Annotated in this window: 25 protein-coding genes; 2 read left to right on the top strand and 23 right to left on the bottom strand. The window is 39.0% G+C overall.

Annotation, left to right across the window (positions count from 1 at the left end; genetic code table 11):
* From DBX25_RS20980 to DBX25_RS00645, 4 genes are all read right to left on the bottom strand, one after another.
* Nucleotides 1-946, bottom strand: a 946-nt coding sequence (locus tag DBX25_RS20980) for a S8 family peptidase (RefSeq protein WP_240620094.1), incomplete at its 3' end; no start/stop codon positions are given.
* 155 nt (nucleotides 947-1101) lie between these two features.
* A complete protein-coding gene (gene wecB / locus DBX25_RS00655; protein ID WP_108668853.1) occupies nucleotides 1102-2220 on the bottom strand; it encodes a non-hydrolyzing UDP-N-acetylglucosamine 2-epimerase in 1119 nt (372 codons plus the stop codon).
* A gap of 17 nt (nucleotides 2221-2237) precedes the next feature.
* Entirely contained in the window at nucleotides 2238-2867 is a 630-nt protein-coding gene (gene upp, locus DBX25_RS00650) for a uracil phosphoribosyltransferase (protein ID WP_108668852.1), read from the bottom strand.
* Between the two features lie 143 nt (nucleotides 2868-3010).
* Nucleotides 3011-4252 carry a serine hydroxymethyltransferase gene (locus tag DBX25_RS00645; protein WP_108668851.1) on the bottom strand — a complete coding sequence of 414 codons (1242 nt, stop codon included), beginning with the start codon at nucleotides 4250-4252 and terminating at the stop codon, nucleotides 3011-3013.
* A 284-nt stretch (nucleotides 4253-4536) separates the two neighbouring features.
* On the opposite strand from DBX25_RS00645, the gene DBX25_RS20445 reads away from it, so the two are divergent.
* Nucleotides 4537-4974 carry a hypothetical protein gene (locus DBX25_RS20445; RefSeq protein ID WP_157950818.1) on the top strand — a complete coding sequence of 146 codons (438 nt, stop codon included), beginning with the start codon at nucleotides 4537-4539 and terminating at the stop codon, nucleotides 4972-4974.
* A gap of 285 nt (nucleotides 4975-5259) precedes the next feature.
* On the opposite strand, the gene DBX25_RS00635 is transcribed toward DBX25_RS20445, so the two are convergent.
* The 19 genes from DBX25_RS00635 to DBX25_RS00545 all read right to left on the bottom strand — a co-directional run bounded on the left by DBX25_RS00635 (nucleotide 5260) and on the right by DBX25_RS00545 (nucleotide 23187).
* Complete coding sequence (locus DBX25_RS00635) at nucleotides 5260-5829, bottom strand: TIGR01440 family protein (RefSeq protein ID WP_108668849.1); 570 nt, start codon at nucleotides 5827-5829, stop codon at nucleotides 5260-5262.
* Nucleotides 5830-6014: 185 nt separating this feature from the next.
* Nucleotides 6015-6464, bottom strand: a complete 450-nt coding sequence (rpiB, locus tag DBX25_RS00630) for a ribose 5-phosphate isomerase B (protein WP_108668848.1) — start codon at nucleotides 6462-6464, stop codon at nucleotides 6015-6017.
* 146 nt (nucleotides 6465-6610) lie between these two features.
* Nucleotides 6611-7906, bottom strand: a complete 1296-nt coding sequence (locus DBX25_RS00625; protein ID WP_205685161.1) for a methyl-accepting chemotaxis protein — start codon at nucleotides 7904-7906, stop codon at nucleotides 6611-6613.
* A gap of 16 nt (nucleotides 7907-7922) precedes the next feature.
* Nucleotides 7923-8363 (bottom strand): low molecular weight protein arginine phosphatase, encoded by a 441-nt coding sequence (locus DBX25_RS00620; RefSeq protein ID WP_108668846.1) that lies wholly within the window; start codon nucleotides 8361-8363, stop codon nucleotides 7923-7925.
* A gap of 210 nt (nucleotides 8364-8573) precedes the next feature.
* On the bottom strand, nucleotides 8574-9128 hold the full coding sequence (locus DBX25_RS00615) for a manganese efflux pump MntP (protein WP_108668845.1): 555 nt from the start codon (nucleotides 9126-9128) through the stop codon (nucleotides 8574-8576).
* 163 nt (nucleotides 9129-9291) lie between these two features.
* Complete coding sequence (locus DBX25_RS00610) at nucleotides 9292-10332, bottom strand: L-threonylcarbamoyladenylate synthase (protein ID WP_108668844.1); 1041 nt, start codon at nucleotides 10330-10332, stop codon at nucleotides 9292-9294.
* 199 nt (nucleotides 10333-10531) lie between these two features.
* Complete coding sequence (locus DBX25_RS00605; RefSeq protein ID WP_108668843.1) at nucleotides 10532-10972, bottom strand: GNAT family N-acetyltransferase; 441 nt, start codon at nucleotides 10970-10972, stop codon at nucleotides 10532-10534.
* Nucleotides 10973-11158: 186 nt separating this feature from the next.
* A complete protein-coding gene (spoIIR, locus tag DBX25_RS00600) occupies nucleotides 11159-11971 on the bottom strand; it encodes a stage II sporulation protein R (RefSeq protein ID WP_420812878.1) in 813 nt (270 codons plus the stop codon).
* Nucleotides 11972-12149: 178 nt separating this feature from the next.
* Nucleotides 12150-13013, bottom strand: coding sequence for a peptide chain release factor N(5)-glutamine methyltransferase (gene prmC, locus DBX25_RS00595; RefSeq protein WP_108668841.1), 864 nt, complete (start codon nucleotides 13011-13013; stop codon nucleotides 12150-12152).
* A gap of 1 nt (nucleotide 13014) precedes the next feature.
* A complete protein-coding gene (gene prfA / locus DBX25_RS00590) occupies nucleotides 13015-14085 on the bottom strand; it encodes a peptide chain release factor 1 (RefSeq protein WP_108668840.1) in 1071 nt (356 codons plus the stop codon).
* Nucleotides 14086-14202: 117 nt separating this feature from the next.
* Nucleotides 14203-14676, bottom strand: coding sequence for a hypothetical protein (locus DBX25_RS00585; protein WP_108668839.1), 474 nt, complete (start codon nucleotides 14674-14676; stop codon nucleotides 14203-14205).
* Nucleotides 14677-15121: 445 nt separating this feature from the next.
* The gene (locus DBX25_RS00580) at nucleotides 15122-15742 is read right to left on the bottom strand and encodes a thymidine kinase (protein WP_108668838.1); all 621 of its coding nucleotides are present in this window, start codon (nucleotides 15740-15742) and stop codon (nucleotides 15122-15124) included.
* A gap of 207 nt (nucleotides 15743-15949) precedes the next feature.
* A complete protein-coding gene (rpmE, locus tag DBX25_RS00575) occupies nucleotides 15950-16150 on the bottom strand; it encodes a 50S ribosomal protein L31 (RefSeq protein WP_108668837.1) in 201 nt (66 codons plus the stop codon).
* A 311-nt stretch (nucleotides 16151-16461) separates the two neighbouring features.
* Nucleotides 16462-17739: a transcription termination factor Rho gene (gene rho / locus DBX25_RS00570; protein ID WP_108668836.1), complete on the bottom strand. Its 1278-nt coding sequence runs from the start codon at nucleotides 17737-17739 to the stop codon at nucleotides 16462-16464.
* 399 nt (nucleotides 17740-18138) lie between these two features.
* Nucleotides 18139-19101 carry a class II fructose-bisphosphatase gene (gene glpX, locus DBX25_RS00565; protein WP_108668835.1) on the bottom strand — a complete coding sequence of 321 codons (963 nt, stop codon included), beginning with the start codon at nucleotides 19099-19101 and terminating at the stop codon, nucleotides 18139-18141.
* Between the two features lie 354 nt (nucleotides 19102-19455).
* A complete protein-coding gene (locus tag DBX25_RS00560) occupies nucleotides 19456-20742 on the bottom strand; it encodes a UDP-N-acetylglucosamine 1-carboxyvinyltransferase (protein WP_108668834.1) in 1287 nt (428 codons plus the stop codon).
* A 220-nt stretch (nucleotides 20743-20962) separates the two neighbouring features.
* Nucleotides 20963-21607 carry a fructose-6-phosphate aldolase gene (gene fsa, locus DBX25_RS00555; protein ID WP_108668833.1) on the bottom strand — a complete coding sequence of 215 codons (645 nt, stop codon included), beginning with the start codon at nucleotides 21605-21607 and terminating at the stop codon, nucleotides 20963-20965.
* Nucleotides 21608-21748: 141 nt separating this feature from the next.
* Nucleotides 21749-22606: a class II fructose-bisphosphate aldolase gene (locus tag DBX25_RS00550; protein ID WP_108668832.1), complete on the bottom strand. Its 858-nt coding sequence runs from the start codon at nucleotides 22604-22606 to the stop codon at nucleotides 21749-21751.
* A gap of 209 nt (nucleotides 22607-22815) precedes the next feature.
* Nucleotides 22816-23187 carry a response regulator gene (locus DBX25_RS00545; RefSeq protein WP_108668831.1) on the bottom strand — a complete coding sequence of 124 codons (372 nt, stop codon included), beginning with the start codon at nucleotides 23185-23187 and terminating at the stop codon, nucleotides 22816-22818.
* 377 nt (nucleotides 23188-23564) lie between these two features.
* Here DBX25_RS00545 and DBX25_RS00540 point away from each other — a divergent pair, with 377 nt between their 5' ends.
* A complete protein-coding gene (locus DBX25_RS00540) occupies nucleotides 23565-24110 on the top strand; it encodes a DUF2529 domain-containing protein (protein ID WP_108668830.1) in 546 nt (181 codons plus the stop codon).
* Nucleotides 24111-24194 lie beyond the last annotated feature (84 nt).

The raw sequence follows: 24194 nt of genomic DNA, 5'->3' as shown, positions 1-24194 counted from the left end.
CTCCAACTTTTTTCGCAAAAGCACCTATTCCCACCTTCATAAATGGAAGCTGGAGTGGGGGAGTTGATGCTCCTACCGAAATTGCCTTATCTGCAGTGCCTGGTGATCCCACAGTCCAGACGTTAGGTCCAGAATTACCATTTGATGTGACAGCTATGATTCCATGCTCCACTGCATTATTTAAAGCGACGGTAATCGGTAAATCTGGACCATTAACCGAATTACCTAGTGATAAATTCAATACATCTACTTTATCTTGAATCGCGTAATCAATGGCAGCAATGACCTGTTCCGTATTACCAAATCCACCTGGACCTAGTGCTCGATAAGCATAAATTTCCGCTTGGGGTGCAACACCCATCAGCTTGCCATTCGCTGCTATAATTCCGGCTACATGAGTTCCATGCATGGTAGACAAATCCCCGGCATTCTTCGTCTCCATTGGATCTGAATCACCATCTACTAAATCCCGTCCTCCTTTATAAGACCTTTGAAGATCAGGATGCATGTAATCTATTCCCGTGTCGATCACTCCCACTTTGACTCCTTTTCCCGTTAGCCTCCGATTTTCCTCATCAAAATAACCTCGTATGGCATCGCCTCCGATGAACGGCACACTCTCTTTTAAATCCGTCTGGTATGAAAAGACTTCTGACACTTTATCCACCATACGATGCTGCTCTAAACGTTCAAGGTCTTCCCGTTTCCCTTTAACCGAAAAGCCTTGCAAAGCAAAGGAATAGACTTTTCGAATCTCGATTCCTTTAAAGTCAGACAGAAGCTGGTCCATTTCTTGTTTAGTCACCTTTTCCTTAGTCGTGACTATCGCTACTATTTCTTCTTCAGAGTGAGTAGGCAACTCAGGTATAGAAAGTATCTTAGAATAGGTAAAGGACGTTGAACAAATAAAAAATATAAATGTGAAAAGAAAGACCTTTTTTAGCATATTCATCCCTCCTTTCCATATCGTGTCACTAGAAGTGAAGTCTATACATTTGAAATTCGAGGCTACTATGATTAGAAAACTAGGCTTCATTCGTAATAGGTTAAAAGTAAAATAAAAATCCACAGGTGATTTCACCCGTGGATTCATGTAAGAAATTATTTATTATTAAAATAGGAGCTAATCGCATCAGCAATACGCTCAGAAGCGTGTCCATCCCCATATGGGTTTTGAGCTTTTGCCATTTTCTCGTAAGCTTCTGAATTCGTTAAAAGTTCAGTTGCTAATTGATATATCGTATCTTCCTCAGTACCAGCTAGCTTTAATGTGCCCGCTGCAATACCCTCAGGTCTTTCAGTCGTATCACGTAAAACTAGAACGGGAACCCCTAAAGAAGGTGCCTCTTCTTGAACTCCACCTGAATCTGTCAAAATCAGATGAGATCTTGAAGCGAAGTTGTGGAAGTCAAATACATCAAGCGGCTCAATTAATTGAATGCGAGAATCGTTCCCCAAGATTTCGTCCGCAATTTCCCTAACAACAGGATTTAAGTGTACAGGGTAAATTACTTGCACATCAGGCTGTTCTTCCACAATACGCTTCACAGCCCTGAACATATTTCTCATCGGCTCACCAAGGTTTTCACGACGGTGTGCTGTTAGAAGAATCAAGCGGTCATTCCCTAATTTATCTAATACTGGGTGGGAATAGTCGTCTTTCACTGTTGTTTTCAGTGCATCAATTGCTGTATTACCAGTGATGAAGATTGTTTCTTCTTTCTTATTCTCATCCATTAGGTTTTGAGCCGAGATTTTTGTCGGAGCAAAATGAAGGTCTGCCATCACGCCTGTTAATTGACGATTCATCTCTTCAGGGAATGGTGAATATTTATTCCATGTACGCAAGCCAGCTTCAACGTGCCCCACTACAATTTGATTATAGAAGGCAGCCAAACTCGCAATAAAAGTAGTCGTAGTATCGCCATGAACTAGAACGATATCTGGTTGAACTTCTTTCATTACTTTGTCTAGACCTTCTAATCCTCTTGTTGTCACATCGATTAATGTTTGGCGGTCCTTCATGATATTTAAATCATAATCAGGTGTGATAGAAAAAATTTCTAACACTTGGTCAAGCATTTGTCTATGTTGGGCTGTAACCGTCACGATAGACTCGAAACGATCGGGATGTTTTTGGAGTTCCAATACTAAAGGAGCCATTTTAATAGCCTCAGGTCTTGTACCAAAAATAGTCATTACCTTAATGGGCTTTTTCATCTTGAATCACCTTTTTCTTATTTAGTTCCAAACAAGCGGTCACCAGCGTCTCCTAGACCTGGAACGATATATCCTTTTTCGTTCAGCTTTTCATCTAATGCTGCGATGTAGATATCAACATCGTCATGAGCTTCTTTCACTGCATCCACACCTTCTGGAGCTGCGATTAGACACATGAATTTAATATTTTTTGCTCCGCGCTTCTTTAAAGAGTTAATCGCTTCGATAGCCGATCCACCTGTAGCTAGCATAGGATCAACTACGATGAAATCTCTTTCTTCGACGTCGCTTGGAAGCTTCACATAATACTCAACTGGCATTAATGTTTCTGGATCACGATATAGACCCACATGTCCAACCTTTGCAGCAGGGATTAATTTAAGAATCCCATCTACCATACCAATACCAGCACGTAAAATAGGAATGATACCTAATTTTTTTCCAGATAACACTTTAGATTTAGCCTTGCTTACTGGAGTTTCAATTTCTACTTCCTCTAAAGGAAGGTCTCTTGTAATTTCAAACGCCATTAATGTTGCTACTTCATCCACTAGCTCACGGAATTCTTTTGTTCCAGTTGCTTTTTCGCGGATAAAAGTTAATTTGTGCTGAATTAATGGATGGTCAAACACGTATACCTTTGCCATAGGGATCTCTCCTATTCATTTTCAAGTTCTAAACACACTTCTGTACATTTTACAGAAAAAAACATGGAAGGGCAATAAAGAGAATGTGAACGATTGCTTTTCTCAAAAAAACCCTCAGCTAAATTGGGCTGAGGGTCTGTATATTACAACGAAGGATATAATTCGAACTTACTAGAAAGCGCTTCTACTCGCTTACTAGCTTCTTCAAGCTTGCTTTCATCTTCATGGTTTTTCAAGGCTAATCCAATGATTGCAGCGATTTCGTCCATGTCTTCAAGACCAAAACCACGAGATGTAACAGCTGCAGTTCCGATACGGATACCACTTGTTACGAATGGGCTTTCTGGATCGAATGGAATCGTGTTTTTATTGACAGTTACCCCGATATCATCGAGTACCTTTTCAGCTACTTTTCCTGTTAATCCAGTGGAGCGAACATCGACTAATAGTAGGTGATTGTCAGTTCCACCTGAAACAAGGTTAAAGCCTTCATTCACTAGGCCTTCTGCCAAACGCTTTGAATTATCAAGAATTTTTTGTGCATAGTCCTTGAATGATCCATTTAATACTTCACCAAAGGCAACTGCTTTAGCCGCGATAACATGCATTAGTGGACCACCTTGAATACCTGGAAAGATCGATTTATCGATTTTCTTCGCGAATTCTTCTTTACAAAGAATCATGCCACCGCGTGGACCACGAAGTGTTTTATGAGTTGTAGTCGTTACAAAATCCGCATAAGGAACTGGATTTTCGTGAAGGCCAACTGCTACTAATCCAGCAATATGGGCCATATCGACCATCAAGTATGCGCCAACCTCATCGGCGATTTCACGGAAACGCTTGAAATCGATCGCACGAGGATACGCACTAGCACCCGCTACGATCAGCTTCGGCTTATGTAGTTTTGCTTTTTCTAATACATCATCATAATTGATGAGATGTGTCGTTTGATCAACACCATATTCAACGAAATTATACTGAACACCACTAAAGTTGACTGGGCTACCGTGAGTTAAATGGCCACCATGAGAAAGATTCATCCCAAGAACTGTGTCACCTGGTTGAAGAACAGTGAAATAAACTGCCATGTTCGCTTGTGCGCCTGAGTGAGGCTGAACGTTCGCATGCTCTGCGCCAAAGATTTCTTTAGCACGATTACGAGCCAAATCTTCTACTATATCTACATATTCGCATCCACCATAATAGCGCTTAGCTGGATAGCCTTCTGCATACTTATTGGTTAAAACAGAGCCCTGCGCTTCCATGACTGCTTCACTTACGAAGTTTTCAGAAGCAATTAGCTCAATTTTCGATCTTTGACGTCCAAGTTCTTCTTGAATTGCTTGAAACACTTGTTGATCTTGCTTTGCTAAATGATTCATTGCCTTCCTCCTTCATCTTTCTCCGAACGCCTAAAATTTCACGCCCGCAGTCCTTCATCCTTCTAGTATATCTTTTTGAAAGATTTAATCATCTATATTCTATCACGTTCGACTTCTAAGTGGTAGTATTGTCTTTTTTTCGAGAAAATTTATTTTATCTAACATAATATCGAACATTATTGTGAAAAAATATTATAATGTACGTCTTTTAAAAATCAGTCCATTTCCAGTAGATAAGCCCTCCTAGTTTTTCACTTCTATTTTGGGTACGATCTTAAATTTAATTGCTCTTGATTTTGCTTTTTTTACTGAATGGAAGGGGATTTTCCGAATGGGGCCTTGGTTTTACCGAACGGGCCGCTCTTTTTACCAAAACAAAGTCACTTTTTACCGAAACAGTCCCTCTTTTTACCGAAACTCCCTCTTATTTTACCGAATCCTCTTTTATTACCGAAATAGGTCCCCATTTTACCGAACGGGCCACATTTTTTACCGAAACAGCCGTACTTTTTACCGAAACACCGGCTTATTTTACCAAACTCACTTTTATTACCGAAATAGGCCCACATTTTACCGAACGGGCCACATTTTTTACCGAAACAGTCCCTCTTTTTACCGAAACTCCCTCTTATTTTACCGAACCCACTTTTATTACCGAAATAGCGCACATTTTACCGAAACTCCCTCTTATTTTACCGAACCCATTTTTATTACCGAAATAGGCCCCGATTTTACCGAACGGGCCTCATTTTTTACCGAAACAGCCGTACTTTTTACCGAAACACCGGCTTATTTTACCAAACTCACTTTTATTACCGAAATAGGCCCACATTTTACCGAACGGGCCTCATTTTTTACCGAAACAGCCCCACATTTTACCGAAACACCCTCTCATTTTACCGAACCCACTTTTATTACCGAAATACCATCTTATTTTACCGAACCGTATTTTCCACATAAAAAAGCCTTGCTCCCTCGGTTAATCACCCGGGGAGCAAGGCTCTAATTCATGAACAATTTTCATTTGATTTGGTTTTTTCGTAGACAGCCCTAGTTCCGCCAATTAACTTCGGTCGGCTGTATGCCATGGTCACATGAGCATGTCCGATATTTTTTTGACTGCTTCGAACCGGTACAGCTACGGGTTTCAAGTGCATACCAATAAAGGTGTCACCAATATCAATGCCCATATCTGCCTTTATATTCTCTACTACTACCGCATCATCCAGTCGTTCGAATGCGGTGGCAGCTAAGGCTCCCCCTGCATTTCTGACAGGGACGACACTGACTTCTTCATAGCCATATTTTTGAGCAGTAGTAGACGTAAGGACAAGGGCACGATTTAAGTGCTCACAGCATTGAAAAGCAAGCTGGACTCTTGTTTTTTCATGGAATTCATGAAAAATAGAAAAAATCGTATCCGCTATCTCCATCGTCCCTGCTGTTCCAATTCGTTCTCCTGCTATTTCACTTGTGCTACAACCAATCACCAGTAATTTTTTATCATTAATAGCTACCGATTCCGAAAAATCATTAAGTATTTTATGGAGTTGTCCTTTGAGCAAAGTCTGATCCATTAAACAAGCCTCCTTTTCGAAAAGGGGCGGAGCGACGCAAAAAGGAATGTTTAAGTCAACAAATTCTAATAAAACAAGGATTATCCTAATTTGTTGATTCGTTCTTGCTCTGCTCACACCACCTTAGTGTCTTCTAAGAATGACAAGGGCTTTTACACAGGAAATATGACCTGCAATAATCGTTCTTATGAAAGATTTTGTTCCTCATAACTAGTGATTTTCCCAACACGATTGGCATGACGACCGCCTTCGTATTCGGTCATGAGCCAAGTTTTAGCGATTTCTCGAGCCAATCCTGCTCCAATCACTCGTTCTCCCATCGCTAGCATATTGCTGTCGTTATGCTCACGCGTTGCTTTAGCGCTGAACGTATCATGGACTAAAGCGCAACGAATGCCTTTGACTTTGTTAGCCGCAATACTCATGCCAATTCCAGTGCCACAAATTAGAATGCCACGGTCGAACTCACCATTTGCTACTTTTTGCGCTACAGGTAGAGCATAGTCAGGATAATCTACAGATGTATCGCATTCACATCCAAAATCCTCAAACTCTATGTTCATTTCTTCCATTAACGATTTAATTTCTTCACGGATATTTAAACCTCCGTGATCCGATGCTATTGCAACCTTCATGTCATGTCCTCCTTTTCATTAAGCCATTTCTTATTATTCCCTATCTTATCAGAAAAGCTGACATTCGGTTTTTTAAATATTACTTGGTGCTGTTAAGCTAGCTTGTTAATCAACACCGAAAAAGCTTTCATAAATTAGACCACAACTTAAACTTGGAATCTTGTAATGGTTTGCTTTAATTTTTCAGCTTGTCCTTGTAGTTCCTTCGCAAGGACTTCTACATTAGCTATGACATTCGTTTGTTCTTGTGTAGCAGCGGTAACTTCCTCTGCACCAGCCGAGGTTTCTTCTGCGATTGCAGCGACTTCTTGAGACTGACTTGACGTGTCTTCTATGTATTCCATTTGTTTATCCACTAGGACTGTAATGTCTTGTACAGCAGCTGCCACACTATGGATGGTTTCTGTCATTTCGGCGATAACCCTTGTTGAATCAGAACCTTTTTTCGCTTCAGTATTGGCCGTGTCAACCTGTTCGCTAATTTGTTTAACAACAGATTGAACATCTAGTTGGATATTTTGGATTAAAGAAGAAATGCCTTGAACGGCCTTTGCACTTTCATCTGCAAGCAAACGAACTTCTTCTGCAACAACTGCAAAGCCTTTTCCATGTTCCCCAGCACGTGCCGCTTCGATGGACGCATTTAATGCCAACAAATTCGTTTGTGCTGCGATATCTCCCACCAGTTGAATGATTTGTTCAACTTTCTTGGCATTATCTTCTAATCGTTTTACTGCTACTAACGATTGTTGATTTTCATCAGCTAACTTTTGAATTCCCACTATTAAAGAGTGGAGAACTTCTTTGCTTGTTGATAGTTCTGAAAGCATTTCATTAGAAATATCAGAAGAAGTATTCGCTTTATCTTGTACCTCTTTAGCAATCGTAATAATATCCTCTACAGACTCTGCTGTATTTTGGATAGATACGGCTGAGCTATCAGCCCCTAATGATATTTCTTGGATGGTACGGGAGATACTTTCCGCTTGCTCAGCAGCTTGTGATGATTCTTTCGAAATGGCAATTACCTTTTCGTTTGTCTCGCGGAAGTTTTCATCAATACTTTGAACCATGCTTCTCAAGTTGAATAGCATATGATTGAAAGCAATGCCCAGTGAACGAATTTCATCATCAGATTTAGAAAGCTCTAAATCTTCCCTAATATCCCCTTCAGCTGCTTTTAACGCAACATTTTCAAGCTTCTGCAACGGTTTAATAATGAATCCGGCAGCGAAATATGCTAATACCCCTGACCAGAAAATCCCTAATGCTAGTGTAATAATTGAAAATAAACCTTCATTTATTCCACTAAAAAATGTTGGATGGACATAAGAAATAAAAAATCCACTTGTCGAGTATGTAATAAGTGCTAAAACCGTAATGAACAAGGCAAGTTTTTTTCTAAGCCCAAATTTGAAATGCTTTTTCTCCTCCACAGTCATTCTCCCCTTAATGAATTTACTTCATTTTTTCTATTAGTTGATCTATTAGGTCCTTTAGCTCATCAAAGGTCTGCGAATAAATCTCCTTTGAACCGCCGAAAGGATCAAAAACGTCCTTATTATATTCATCGGTTGAAACATATTCTTTTACAGTGAATATTTTACCTTGAGCATTGGGAAACATCTGATTAATTGCGTGTTTATGCCCCTCCGTCATTGTCAGGATATGCGTTGCCCATTCCAAATCCTCTTCACTTAATAAACGAGAGGCATGGTTATGGGAAATTTGATTTTCATCTAGGACTTCTTTCGCATATCGAGATGCAGGTTGTCCATGACTTGCATACACTCCAGCTGACTTTACTTCTAGACCTGGGATGTTCTTGCTCCTTAAAATAGCCTCGGCCATAGGACTTCTGCATGTGTTTCCTGTGCAAACAAATAATACTCGATTCATAAGATAAGGACCTCCTCTAAAAAATAGTATAAATTATCCAAACTTTTTTCCATACCCCTATTATACCTTCGTAGCTATATTTCCACTTAAAGTTTCATGATAACCATTCATAAATATGGTTTTATTAAATGTGACAGAATTGGCAAGATTTCGTAGTTAATCAAAATAAAAAAAGATTGCCGAGAAGTGTTCGGAAATCTTTAAAGGTAATTATAATGGTAACAAAAGCTTAATTCCAAAAGCTATTAGAATACTTCCACCAACGAATTCGCTATACTTTCCGACGAACCCTTGTACTTTCTTCCCAAGTATCAATCCAGCCCATGTTAAAAATGTTGCAGCAAGTCCAAAGAATAAAACAGTAACCAAGGTTCGTGCCCCGTAGATTCCTAACGTCAATCCGACTGAAAAGCTATCCAGGCTTACACTTATTGCAAATAATACCAAACCTATTCCCACAGGCGCCAGGATCGTTTCTTCCTCTTCTTTAAATCCTGTTATGAACATTTGGATTCCCATGATGATCAGTAGGATTCCCCCTGCATATGACGCAAACATCCCAAACTGATCAGACAAGAACCTTCCTGTCGCCATTCCCAATAGTGGCATCCATATATGAAAAAAACCGACCGTAAGGCCAATGAAAAATATCCTTTTTAACCTTAACTGATACATCCCCATACCCAAACCAATCGAAAAGGCATCCATGCTTAATGCAAAGGCCATGATTAATAGTGTAAGTACTTCTCCAACTACTGTATTCAACGTTCTACCCCCTTGGACGTGCCTACGATTAACTTATGTTCGTCCAAGAGAAAATAGAATAAAATTGGTTATGAGATTACAACTCAAAAAAATAACACATGACGTTCCGTATTACTCCGCCATGTGTTTTATCGTTTTATCTACCATTTCAAACATATAGTACCTATTCCTCTATAATCCTGTGTCCTGCAGCTTTCATCAGACGATTCATGATTGCTTGTCCGATTCCTACTTCAGGAAAAACTTCGCCAAAAATGACATCTACATTTTGATCATCGAAGTTCCGTAAAGCTTCGTAAAGTTTAGCGGCCACTGTTTCTAAATGAGCCGCGGTTCCGACCGTTTCAATATGGTCCGCCTGATAGAAGGACTGATTTTCTTCTGTTGTTAAAACACCTACCTGTAACCCTTTTTCCTTCGACTGATTGATTTGTTCTTGGATGAAAGAAGGATGACCTTTTACTAAAGTTAACGATGCCGCCGGAGCATAATGTGTATATTTCATGCCAGGAGATTTAGGTGCTTCTTTTTCATTTTGAAGAGCGGCATCAATTTTTACTTCTCCGATTGTTTCTTCTAATTGTTCCTTTGTTATGCCACCTGGTCTTAAAATGACAGGAATGGACTCTGTACAATCCACCACTGTGGACTCCAACCCTACTCCTGTTTCTCCGCCATCCACAATTCCGGCTATTTTTCCGTATAAATCCCTTTTTACATGGTCAGCCAAAGTAGGACTCGGCTTCCCTGATGTATTGGCGCTTGGAGCTGCAATCGGAAGACCGCTTTCCTTTATTAACGAATGAGCAACCGGGTGATCTGGCATACGGACCGCCACAGTATCTAGCCCTGCTGTTACAAGCTTCGAAAGACCTTCTTTTTTCTTGAAAATTAGTGTCAATGGACCTGGCCAAAATCGATCCATTAATACTTCAGCTTTCTGGCTAATTTGTCCAACTAACGCTTGGAGTTGTTCTCTTTCCGCAATGTGGACAATCAGTGGATTATCACTAGGACGCCCTTTTGCCTTGAAGATTTTCTCTACCGCTCTATCACAAGTTGCGTCTGCTCCTAGGCCATAAACCGTTTCTGTTGGAAAAGCCACTACTTCTCCCTCTTTTAAAAGCTGAGCTGCTTGTGTAATTTGTGGATATTTTTCATTTTTATCCACATAGTTATCCACTATCCATAATTTTGTTTCCACTTCTTCCGCACCTTCTATCTTTCACTCGTCTATACTTTTTCGAATACCGAATTATATTGATTTATTAACCTTTCCTATTTTATCATACCTATTTTTGGAGGAAAGCATAAAGTAATGCTTGACAATAAAAAAGATGTTATCCACAAAATGTGGATAACAATGTAGAAATGGTGGATAACTTTGTGGATATATAACACCTTTATAGTGTTATCCCCATAAAAAAGACGTTTTCATTGTCGTGAAGGCTCGTAACAGGTGTGGATATAAGAATTTCCTCTGGAAGGTTACTTTTTTCCAACCCTTCAAATCCAATTGCTTGAAACAAACCTTTACTATTAGCGTTATGAGTCGCTAAAAATAGATGGGTTAATCCATTTTGCTGGGCAATTAATAACGTTTGTTGAAGAAAGGCTGGAATTTTTTCCGGTGAAAAGCCTGTGGAAAAAACAAAAGATCGTAACAATCCTTTATCCTCAAAACGTTCAATCCCAATGGTCGCAATGATTTTTTTCTCCACATCTTCCAGTAAAAAATAATCTGTGGATAAATTGTGGATAGCATCTGTAGACAATCCTGCTTCCTGTATAAAGTCTATCAAAGCCTCTCTATCACTACTTTCAGCCTTCCTCATTACCATCATACTTTATTCTCCTCCCTATTCTTCTCTTCTATTAACTAATCTATGAACTCAATAGAATGTAATAGAACAAAAAAATAGAGAAATAAAGATGAGGTCTTTCCTTACTCAGTGTTTTAGAAAGATATGAGGAATCAGCTCCCCTTTTATCCTTTTTCACTGATGTAGGTCCAGACCTCAGTCGGTTTATTAAAAAATGTCTTTAAATAGCTCGATTAGGAAGAATTTTCTCTCCATTGGCTGTGAGCTTTCTTGTACAAAAACCTTACTATCTGTGTTTTGGCTTTCAGCATTTTGATTTTCTTCCATTACTTCAGGCTCATAATCTACTCCATCATTTGCAACAGGTGTATTCGCTTCTATTTCAAAAGTATCCTCTTGTCCATTTGTAACGGGAGTAGCCTCTTCAATTTCAGAAGTATCCACAGCCTTATCCACATTTTCGATTACCGCTGTCTCATCATCTTCAAATGAACCTTGTGTTACAGCCGTTCCGCTTGAGAAATCCAAGAAGCAAAGCGGAGGAAATAGTACGCACCACCAGTTGGCTCCTTTTCCTTCTCCTAGAGTAATTACAATTGCTTCATATTCTCCGGCAGGATATAAGTATTGTCCATATAACTTGGTTGGAAAGTTCGCTTTTCCAAATGAAACTTTTACACTTTGGTTTAATTCATATTCCTGTAGTTTTTCCATCGCACGTTTTTCCACTTCAGGCAGGTGATTCTGGATTACTGTTCTAGCGTCCTCTAAGCTTGTTAAATCCTTCACCCATTCTGTAATGTCTGCATTCACAGCATCACGAATCGCTCTTTTTACTTCTTGATCTTCATGGTTATCACTGTTAGCTAGAATACGTAAACGAATAGCTTCTTTTGGAATGACCACCGTTTCTTCCATCGCGTTTGCACGTTCTTCTTTTGGCATATATAAACTTAATATAGTTCCCATCGTCAATAGAACTAGATAAAATGCTGAAAGGTACTTTTTATTAATTTTCATGTTCATTTCTCCTCCCTTACAGCACTAAGTCTAGTCAAAATTCTCTTATCTTAAACTAGTAAATTAGAAAAAATTTTATAAGGGAAATGGGATCATAACATTTATCAAAATCTAGCATTCTATTACTTCTATATTTTTTCAAAAAAAAGAGAAATAGGCTTTATCCCCATTTCTCATATCAACCTGTAATCTCCGCAAAAACCATCCGGTCTTTTCCGTTAATGTCGAATTCAACGGATACTATAGCTGCAGGGAAGGCTTTCTGTAGCATGGACTTTACCACTTCACCTTGTCTGAAACCCACTTCAAACCCGATTATCCCTGGATTATTAATGACACTAGGTAATTGTTCCATTAACCTTCTATATAATACTAGGCCATCATCTCCAGCAAACAGTGCGCGATGGGGTTCATGCTCTGTTACGACCACCGACATCTCTTTCATATCACCAAGAGGAATGTATGGTGGATTGGAAAGGATGACATCAAACCTTTTTCTTTCATTTATAAAAGGAAGAAGCAGATCTCCTTCTATAAATGACACTTCCGCGCCTAAATAATTGGCATTGTTTTTAGCAACTTCTAAGGAAGGAGCCGCAATGTCACTAACGGTTACTGCAAGTTTCGGGTTCTCCAATTTCATTGTGATCCCAATTGCCCCACTACCAGTCCCTACATCAAGCAATGTAAGGTCTGGCTTTGTTCCCCATATGGAGTTGATTTTCTTTAAAGTATGATAGACCAACTCTTCTGTTTCTGGTCTAGGGATTAATACTTCTTCATTGACCTCAAAACGACGCCCGTAAAATTCTTCATGCCCGATGATATACTGAACCGGCTTCCCTTTCACATGCTCATGGACAGCTTGTTCAAATTTCAGCCACGCTTCCTCGGGTAATAAATCTTGCATGCTAGCGAAAAGACGCGAGCGCTCCATGTTTAAGATGTGTCTTAATAACAATTCACCAGCATTTTCATCACGATTTTGTTCTTTTAATAAAGAAGAAGCCCAATTGAGGGCTTCATATATCTTCTTGGTCATATTACTCACCTGCGTTTTGCAGCTTATCGGATTGATCAACTAATACAAGCGCATCAATCACTTCGTCTAACTTACCTTCCATAACTTGATCAAGCTTTTGAATCGTTAAACCGATTCGGTGGTCCGTTACACGGTTTTGAGGGAAGTTATACGTACGAATACGCTCTGAACGATCTCCTGTTCCGACCGCAGACTTACGATTTTGATCATACTCAGCTTGGGCTTCTTGTTGGAACTTGTCATAGACACGAGCACGTAAAACTTTCATGGCTTTGTCTTTGTTCTTATGTTGGGATTTTTCATCCTGACACGAAACGACGATTCCAGTTGGAATGTGCGTTAAACGAACAGCTGACATCGTCGTGTTAACACTTTGACCACCTGCTCCAGATGAAGCAAACGCATCAAAACGAATATCTTTGTCATGGATTTCAACTTCCACTTCTTCCGCTTCCGGCAATACAACAACAGTAGCAGTAGATGTGTGGATACGACCACCTGACTCTGTTTCAGGAACACGTTGAACTCGGTGTGCACCGTTTTCAAATTTCAGCTTGGAATAAGCACCTTGACCATTAATCATAAAGATGATTTCCTTGTAACCACCTAATCCTGTCGCATTGGATTCAATAACTTCAGTTTTCCAGCCTTGAACCTCAGCATAACGGCTGTACATGCGATACAAACTGCCTGCGAACAAAGCAGCCTCGTCTCCACCTGCAGCTCCGCGAATCTCCATAATAACGTTTTTGTCATCGTTCGGGTCTTTTGGCAATAATAATACTTTCAGCTTAGCTTCAAGCTCTTCCATCGAATCTTCAAGCTCGCTGATTTCTTGTTTCACCATTTCACGCATTTCTGCATCCAGCTTTTCTTCTAGCATAGATTTTGCTTCTTGTAATTGCTCACGGAATTCTTTATATTCACGATACACATGAACCGTTTCTTGAATAGTAGATTGTTCCTTTGAATATTCTCTTAACTTCTTTGGGTCATTAACGATTTCTGGATCACTTAAAAGCTCATTTAATCTTTCGTAACGATCTTCAACCGCTTGCAAACGATCTATCACAATGTTTCACCTCGAATTTTATACATACCTCTCACTATTATAGTACACTTAAATTGTTAACGTCAAAATTCCATGTATGTAAAATCCCCTGCCATCAATTGACAAGGGATTTGTAGCTTATTTATTTCGTTGTTCTTCAACCTTCACTTCAATGTTATATTCAGGCAGTGCTTTGGCTAAAGTGCTATGCAGCCAAGCCTCTTGATTTCTTTTTTCCTCAACGGATTCAAAAATCCCTTTGCTATATGCTGTCACCCATAAGTCGTTCCCATTTAAAGTGATTGGTCCTGGTACAAATGTTGTTTTTTCCAATACAACTAATCTGGCAGTATTTACATCTGAATTTTGTGCCGCATTATATTCTCCTGCACTAAGAGGATAAGGATTGTTTTGCGCATATGGATTAAGGTTAGGATCATAACTTCTTTCTGGAGAATAACGGATTCCACCATCTTCGTACGCGTTTGGCTTGTTGGTAATTAATCGTGTTCCGTTTTCATCCTGAAATTTATTCTCATGGGCATTATTATTGACGCCACAAGCTGAAAGGAAAACTACTGACATTAGTGATACAGCTAACAATTTGTGCATGTCACGCACCTCCTGTTAGTAGCTTTTCCACTTTTAAAGATGGTCTACAATGCAATTTTAGCCAAAAGATTTTTTTAATGGTACCCTGAAAAGCTAAAAAGGAACACCATAAGTAAGCGGACCTCAAGAGGAGCTCGATATCGAAGCATATATACTCTAAACCATGCGCGGCCCTTTGGTTAATTTGTCGAAAAATCGATATTTGTGGATTTTCGATTTTATTTTTGGCCGTTTCGATTTTATTTTTCTTGGTTTCGAATATATTTTTCCCGTTTCAATTTTAAATCCTTCAGTTTCGATAAAAGGTACATGGCCCTTCTAAGAATATTGAGTTTAAGTGCAGAATTGATGATGAAAATGTATATTGGAGCATTAAACGGAGATAACATATTGAGAATTTTACAATACTAATAAAAAAAACCCTATACATTAGGGTCTTTTCAATCTATATTGTTTCTTCAACGACTTTTGTTTCCACAGTTTCAGTTGTTTTGCCAGGCACTTCGTGGTGATGGCGGCAACGAGGCTCATATGCTTCTGAAGCCCCCACGAGTATGATTGGTTCGTTGTAAGAAGCTGGTTTTCCATTGATTAACCTTTGAGTTCGACTAGAAGGTGATCCGCATACAGCACATACAGCTTGTAATTTCGTAACTAGTTCAGCTAAAGACATTAGTTTGGGTACCGGTCCAAAAGGCTCTCCCCTAAAATCTTGGTCAAGTCCAGCCAAAATTACTCGATATCCGGTATCTGCTAGGTGTTGGGCAACTTGTACAATTTCCTCGTCAAAGAATTGGACTTCATCAATGGCAATTACATCAATTTCCTCTGAGATAAATTTAAATATATCTGTGGATTTTGAAATAGACAATGCCATAACTGAGGTTCCATTATGTGATACAACCGCTTCTTCCGCATATCGATTATCGATTGCAGGCTTAAACACAATCGTTTTCTGTTTAGCAAATTGTGTTCTACGTACTCTTCGAATTAATTCCTCGGATTTTCCTGAAAACATGCTTCCACAAATCAGTTCCATCCAACCTGATTGTTTCATTACATACATGAATGAGACCTCTCCCTTCCTATGTACCCTATTGGAAAGCTGAAGCGTCATACGACAAAACCAGCTTATATATATTAAAAAGTTCAACACAATCAAGACAAGATTGTATTTACCACTAAAAATCGTCGGAAAATGCTAAAAATACCCCTTAAAAGAGTAAAAAAACAGGCAAGTGGTTTAGTTCTTGCCTGTTTTAGAAGTTTAAAATTATTTAATACCGTATTTTTTGTTGAAACGATCAACACGGCCGCCAGCTTCAGCGAATTTTTGACGTCCAGTATAGAATGGGTGACACTCGTTACAAGTCTCAACGCGCATTTCTTTAGCTACTGAGCCAGTTTCAAATTCGTTACCACAAGCACATTTAACAACTAACTTATTGTAATTTGGATGAATTCCTGCTTTCATTCTTTTCATCTCCTTCCGCCCTGAATCATTCTGAAACAGAGTTATATGCACTAATAAAGTGATATTAGCTTTTCACATATTTTTGTAAAACATACTATTTGATTATAGCAAGGTCAATTCTATTTTGCAAACAGGAAAATCCTGTTTTTCCTCAAAAAATTGACCGTTGTGTTCCGTTACAGCCACTTGCTTTCCGTAGGGAGGGGTGGGGCCAACTGGACGATATACTCTACCTTTTCCCTTTATTGCCCAATAGAATTAAATGCCTTATTACAGCTTATTTACGGAAATGTATTTCAAATAATTAACAATTATGACCCTCGCTTCGAGGTATTGCCTTTCATTTCTTCTTCCAGCATGGCAAAGAATTCTTCATTGCTCTTCGTCTGGCGAAGTTTACGCAAGAAACGTTCTGCGAAATCAGGAGTGTCTGACATCGTTTTACGAATTGCCCACAGCTTATCAAGATGATCTTTTTGAATTAACAATTCTTCTTTACGTGTTCCAGAACGACGAATATCAATTGCAGGGAAGATTCTTCTTTCTGCTAACTGACGATCTAAATGAAGCTCCATATTACCTGTTCCTTTGAACTCTTCATAGATGACATCATCCATTCTTGAGCCTGTATCGATTAAGGCTGTTGCCAAAATCGTCAAGCTTCCGCCTTCTTCAATATTACGGGCCGCACCGAAGAATCGCTTAGGTCGATGGAATGCAGCTGGGTCGATACCTCCAGAAAGAGTTCTTCCGCTTGGAGGAATGACCAAGTTGTAGGCACGAGCTAAACGTGTGATGCTATCCATCAAGATAATAACGTCACGTTTATGCTCCACTAGGCGCATCGCACGCTCCAACACTAATTCCGCGACTTTAATATGATTCTCTGGAACCTCATCAAACGTTGAGCTTACAACATCACCAGCAACAGAGCGTTCAATGTCCGTTACCTCTTCGGGACGCTCATCAATTAAAAGAACGATCAATTCCGCTTCTGGATGGTTCGTAGTGATTGCATTCGCAATTTCCTTAAGAAGCATCGTTTTACCAGCTTTTGGAGGAGCGACAATTAATCCACGCTGTCCAAAACCAACTGGTGCAATAACATCCATAATACGTGTTGATAAGTTTTTTTGTGTAGTTTCCAGCTTGATTTGACGGTTTGGATATAAAGGTGTTAATCCTGGGAAATGGACACGTTCTTTCGCAGATTCAGGGTCATCTCCGTTTACGGCTTCCACATGCAATAATCCGAAATAGCGCTCATTTTCTTTTGGTGGACGTACTTTACCTGATACTTTATCTCCATTACGTAAATCAAATCGACGAATCTGTGAAGCAGAGATATAAATATCTTCCGAACTAGGAGAGTAATTGATTGGCCTTAAGAAACCAAATCCTTCAGAAGGAATAATCTCAAGTACTCCTTCCATGAAAAGCAATCCATCTTGTTCTGCTTGTGATTTAAGGATGGAGAATATCAATTCTTTTTTTGTTAATTTGCTGTAGTAAGAAATCTTATATTCCTTAGCCAGCTCGTACAATTCTTTTAATTTCATATGTTCAAGCTTTGAAATCGTTAAATTCATCGTGACACCACTCTTTTTAAATTTGAAAAAATCATAGAAAAAACTAACGTTTGATTGAAAAAAAACGCAAGCGTAGACGCACCTTGGTTGCTACCTAAGGCTGAGTATTTAATTCAATCTTGAATGTTTAAATAAAGGAATTTGTTTTTCTTTTTAAAGAAGACAATATTGAAGGATAAAACTTTACAACTCTTGAAGGGTTGGAGTAATTTTGAGTATTAATCTTTTTCCACAAATAGATAATCACTGTCATTTATTCGGGGAAGTTTCACTCTATTGTACTTTTTCTACGGAGAATATTCAACTTAAATGTTGAAGCGAGCTTTTTCAGCTCGCTTCAACCTTATTATTTTACTACTATCGTCAAGATTGGCCTATATTATTCCTATCAGTGACTTTTTATTTAATAACTAGATTTGGTTTTTTCTTTAAGCTATGACGTCCATCAATGAAACGGACCGTTCCCGATTTTGCACGCATAACTAAAGAGTGTGTTTCCCCGTAGTTCGCTTTATATTGGACACCACGTAAAAGTTCACCGTCCGTTACACCAGTAGCAGCGAAAATAGCATCGTCACCACGAACCAGATCTTCCATTAACAAGATTTTATTAATGTCTAGTCCCATTTTTAAACAACGTTGTGCTTCTGCGTCGTTTTGAGGAAGAAGTTTACCTTGGATTTCCCCACCTAGACATTTTAATGCTACTGCAGCAATTACACCTTCTGGAGCTCCACCAGAACCAAATAGAATGTCAACACCCGTTTGATCAAAAGCTGTGTTGATAGCACCCGCAACGTCACCATCATTAATCAGCTTGATTCTTACGCCTGCATCTCTTAGAGTTTGAATAAGTTCAGCGTGTCTAGGTCTATTTAAGACAGTAGCAACAACATCTTGAATATCTTTATTTTTTGCTCGAGCAACCGCTCTAACATTGTCTAGAACCGGGGCATCAATACTAATTTGGCCAACAGCTTCCGGTCCAACTGCAATTTTATCCATATACATGTCTGGCGCATGCAATAGATTCCCATGGTCCGCAATGGCCAATACCGCTAACGCATTCCATCCACCAGAAGCCACAATATTCGTTCCTTCTAACGGATCTACAGCTACGTCCACTCTAGGACCATACCCTGTGCCTAATTTTTCACCAATGTAAAGCATTGGAGCTTCATCCATTTCACCTTCACCTATAACAACCGTTCCTTTCATTGGAACCGTATCGAATACATCTCTCATCGCAGAAGTTGCAGCACCATCCGCCTCATCTTTTTTACCTCGTCCCATCCAGCGAGCTGAAGCTAATGCAGCTGCTTCTGTAACGCGGACAAGTTCCATCGATAAACTTCTTTCCATTCTGATTTCCTCCTAAGCAATATATAGAAATGCATAAGGTACATGCGTTTGAATAATCCGTATAACACATTAACGAATATATTGTAGCACAATAGTAAAGATTAGTGACAAATAAACTCAATTTTTTTAATGGAAGTCTTTACAACTCCCCTAATGCTTGGAGAATGCTGTGTGTTTTTTCGACAAGTTGGGCGTAAAACTATAAAAGTTGGGCGTAAAATCAGAAAAGTTGGCCGTTAAACTAAAAAAGTTAAGTGTAACTTCATTGAACTTGGGCGTATCACGCTTTTATGTATGCTAGAACGGAAAGAAAAAACCTATCTTCACAATTGAAAATAGGCTTTCTTTATTTCATTAAGAACTCTTCAGTTGCTCAACTTCTTCTTCAGTCATTTTTTCTCGCCAGACGGTTGCACCTAATCCATTTAGCTTGTCCACTAGATGGCTATAGCCTCTGTCGATATGATCTAAGCCCGTTATCTCTGTGATTCCTTCTGCCATTAGTCCAGCAATGACAAGTGCTGCACCTGCACGAAGGTCACTGGCTTTCACTTTGGCTCCTTGTAATTGGACAGGACCATTAATGATGGCAGAACGGCCTTCTACTTTGATATTGGCATTCATTCGGCGCAATTCATCAATATGTTTGAAACGAGCTCCGTAGATGGTATCGGTCACCACGCTAGATCCTGTTGCCTTCGTTAATAAAGTAGTGAAAGGCTGTTGCAGGTCTGTGGCAAAGCCCGGATAGACCAATGTTTTAATGTCAACAGATTTAAAGGCTGGGCCTGGAGTAATAAAGACTTGATCATCCCTTGTTTCAACGCTGACGCCCATTTCCCTTAATTTTGCAATCAAGGATTCCAAATGCTGAGGAATGACATTATCGATTAAAATGCCTTCTCCTACTGCAGCTGCCATAATCATAAATGTTCCTGCTTCTATTCGATCAGGTATAATGGTATGACGGCATCCTTGCAGGCTATCTACTCCATCGATACGGATGATATCGGTTCCGGCTCCCTTTATCTTGGCTCCCATATTAGTCAATAGAGTGGCTACATCAATAATTTCAGGTTCTTTAGCCGCATTTTCAATGATGGTACGACCTTTTGCACGAACTGCAGCGAGCATAATATTAATAGTAGCTCCCACACTTACTACATCCAGATAAATCTTTGCGCCTCTTAACTCATCTGCACGGAGATAAATTGCACCTTGTTCATTTGTAACTTGAGCGCCAAGTGCTTCAAAACCTTTAATATGCTGATCAATCGGTCTTGGACCTAAATAACAGCCTCCTGGAAGTCCGATGACCGCCTTTTTAAACCGACCAAGCATAGCACCCATTAAATAATAGGAAGCACGAAGCTTTTTTACACGACCATTCGGAAGGGGCATTGGAATCATAGTACTCGGGTCAACTCTCATTTCCCCGTCATTGAATGAAACCGATCCACCAATTTCTTCTAATAATCCTTTTAAGATTTCAACATCCGAAATTTCTGGTAATCCTTCAATGGTAACTGGAGAATCTGCCAAAATGGTTGCTGGAATTAAGGCCACCGCACTATTTTTAGCTCCACTTACACGAATTGTCCCTTTAAGAGGGTAACCGCCTGCAATTTTAAGCTTTTCCATATTATACTCCCTTCTGCGTAAAAGCCGTTCGAAAGAAAAAAATATTACTACATTCATTTATATCCATGTTTTACCAACAGATTCAAACATAATTTGACATTATTCTTTATCTTATAGTTTACACAAAATTCTTATTCTCATGTAAATTTTGATAAAAAAATTAAAAATGAGGATATAGTAACAAGATTTCGAACGTTTTATTCAGAAAGATACTCTTTTCTTATGATCTTCCTGCCCAATCTTTTAAAAACGCTTCTATTCCTTTATCAGTCAATGGATGATGGAACATCCCCATGATGACTGTGAATGGTACTGTAGCGATATGGGCCCCTTTTAATGCAGCTTCCGTCACATGCATCGGATGACGGATTGAAGCTGCAATAATTTCTGACTCAATACCATGGATTGCAAAAATATCAGCAATATCAGAAATCAGTTTCAAGCCATCGTGACCGATATCGTCCAACCTTCCTAAAAACGGAGAAACATATGTAGCCCCAGCACGTGCAGCCATTAACGCTTGGTTCGCACTAAAAATCAACGTTACATTCGTTTTGATTCCCTCTTTTGTAAAGGTATGCACAGCCTTTAATCCATCTGGAGTCATCGGTACTTTAATAGTAATATTAGGCGCAATAGCCGCTAATTCTCGACCTTCCTTGATCATACCATCATAATCCAAAGCGATGACTTCTGCACTTACTGACCCTGATACTAAATCTGTGATTTCCTTTAATCTATCAGGAAAAGAAATATTTTTTTCCTTAGCTACTAAAGATGGATTCGTTGTCACCCCTGATAGTAAACCAAGCTCATTAGCCTCACGAATTTCATCTATATTTGCAGTATCAATAAAAAATTTCATGTCTATACCTCCCATTGTAAATCTTATGATTACTTTTTACAGTGATATTAATTCGATACCCTCTCATACTTCTGATAGGACAAAGGAAACCGCCTGTATGGGGCGGTTTCCTGAATCATTAAATAAAATTTATTAATGGAATTAAGCTTTATTACTTGAACCGAATTCACGCATTTTGCCGATAACGGTTTCTTTAATTGCGTCACGACCAGGGCCGATATATTTACGTGGGTCATATACTTCAGCATTCGAGTTTAATACTTCACGAACAGCTTTTGTAAACGCGATTTGGTTTTCTGTATTCACGTTGATTTTGGACGTTCCTAAAGAAATAGACTTTTGGATGTCTTTAGTAGGAATTCCAGTTCCGCCGTGCAATACTAATGGAATGCCCGTCAAATCACGAACTTCTTCCATTTCTTTGAAGCCTAAATTAGGTTCACCTTTATAAGGACCGTGAACAGAACCTAGTGCTGGCGCAAGGCAATCTACACCTGTTTGTTTCACTAGCTCTTGGCACTCTTTTGGATCCGCATAAATTACGCCATCAGCGACAACATCATCTTCTTGTCCACCAACAACTCCAAGCTCAGCCTCAACAGAAACGCCTTGTGAATGAGCAAGTTCAACCACTCTTTTAGTCGTTGAAACGTTCTCTTCAAAAGGACCGTGAGAAGCATCGATCATAACAGATGTAAACCCTGCTTCAATCGCTTCTTTACACTTATCATAGCTTGATCCATGATCAAGATGAATCGCAACTGGTACTGTTATCTTCATATCTTCTAACAGACCTTTTACCATCATAACCGTTGTTTTGAAACCACCCATGTGGCGTGCAGCACCTTCGGATACACCAAGAATTACTGGTGATTTTTCCTGTTCTGCCGCAGCAAGAATAGCTTGAGTCCATTCAAGGTTATTGATGTTGAATTGGCCCACTGCATACTTTTCTTTTAGTGCTTTGTTGAGCATATCAGTCATTGAAACTAAAGGCATTCTATTTCCTCCTTGTAGTAGAAACTATCCAAACTGCTGTAAGGTTTAGATCCCCTTTTCAATTTTTCCCTAAAAAGAAGAATCCCTATACTAACCAACTTTTTAAGCCCCTACAAAAAATACACCTTTAGCATATCAATTGAATGAAAAAACGGCAACAAATTCACATGTAATCATTGAATTTATGAAATGAACGACCTTAAATCAAATTAGGATGTTTTAATTGGTAAGTATTGGCGTACAGCCTTTCGCATGTCATCGATGTCGAAAGGTTTTGCGAAGTGAGTCAGTGCACCCAAATCCTTCGCTTCTTGAATCATATCAAGTTCTCCATAAGCAGTCATAATAATGACTCGAATATCAGGGTTCAGCTTTTTCATGCGTTTTAAGATTTCAATCCCATCCATTCCTGGGATTTTCATATCTAATAACACTAAGTCAGGAGCTTGGTTGGTAACAATATCTAATGCTTGAATTCCGTTTGCAGCTTGAAAAGTTTTATATCCCTCTTTTTGGAATACTTCATTCAATAAAATCCTTATACCGAATTGGTCATCTACGATTAATAGTTTTTCTCCCATGCCAGCACCTCGTTTTTGTAGTTACCCCTTTTATTTACAAATCTATATCTAATATTTAATCTTTATAAATAACATAATATACATTCTGTAGAAATGCTCAATATTCCTTCCTTTTTTAAAAAAGTTCAACCGACAAATTCTGCACATTAGCTTTTTTCGCATAGATTGTTGTTTTTATACTATATAGTTTGACTGTAGATTTCCTCTACAATCAACTCAGACTTTTAAAGCAAATTAAATTGAAAACAAAGTTTACGAAAATAGCCATTTATTATTATTTCGCTATAAATACCCTACATTCGCATTTAAATGTTCGATGATTTATAATTTGAACTACTCTCATTTATTTCTGTGATTTGTAAAGGAAGGAAAACGTCATGCTAAAAATTTTTTCTACGCAACTACAAGGTAAGTTTAAACCGTTTGTAGATGATGAAAGCTCAATAGAAGAGGCAGCACGCTTAGTAGCTCAAGCAATTGTTGGAGAAGGGAATGTCTATTTTTACGGTGGCGATGAAATGGGTGGGGTACTATCAGAAGCTCTGTTTGGTTTAGAGCCATTTCCACGTGCCAAAAGTTTGGAATGGAATGCAGGAGAATTACCTTGTACAACAATCGATCGTGCAATCGTTTTTTCGCGTTTCTCACAGGATGAAGAAGCAATAAAAATAGCCCAGACTTTAGAGCAGCAAGATATACCATTTGTTGCAGTTTCCACCGTTGAAAAAAAGGATGAAGTGGGATTACATACAATTGCAGATGTGCATATTGACTTAAAACTACTAAAAGGATTACTTCCAGATGAATTAGGAAATCGGTTTGGATATCCGGCTCTTATGCTTGGCTTGTTCGTCTATCATGGCATTAAGTTCACCCTTGATGAAATCTTAGGTGAATTAGAGGAAGAGGAAGAAGAGTTGTAAATAAAAGGAAGTTTCAGATGTATTTTCTGCTACCTAAAACGACCTGAGTTGTTTGTCAAAGATACATTCGTAATACTTCGTGGT

Origin of the sequence: Peribacillus acanthi (assembly GCF_003073175.1) — a bacterium.
Lineage (GTDB): Bacteria > Bacillota > Bacilli > Bacillales > DSM-1321 > Bacillus_BN > Bacillus_BN acanthi.
Note: the sequence above shows the minus strand (reverse complement) of the source record. Positions and strands in the feature narration are given on the sequence as shown.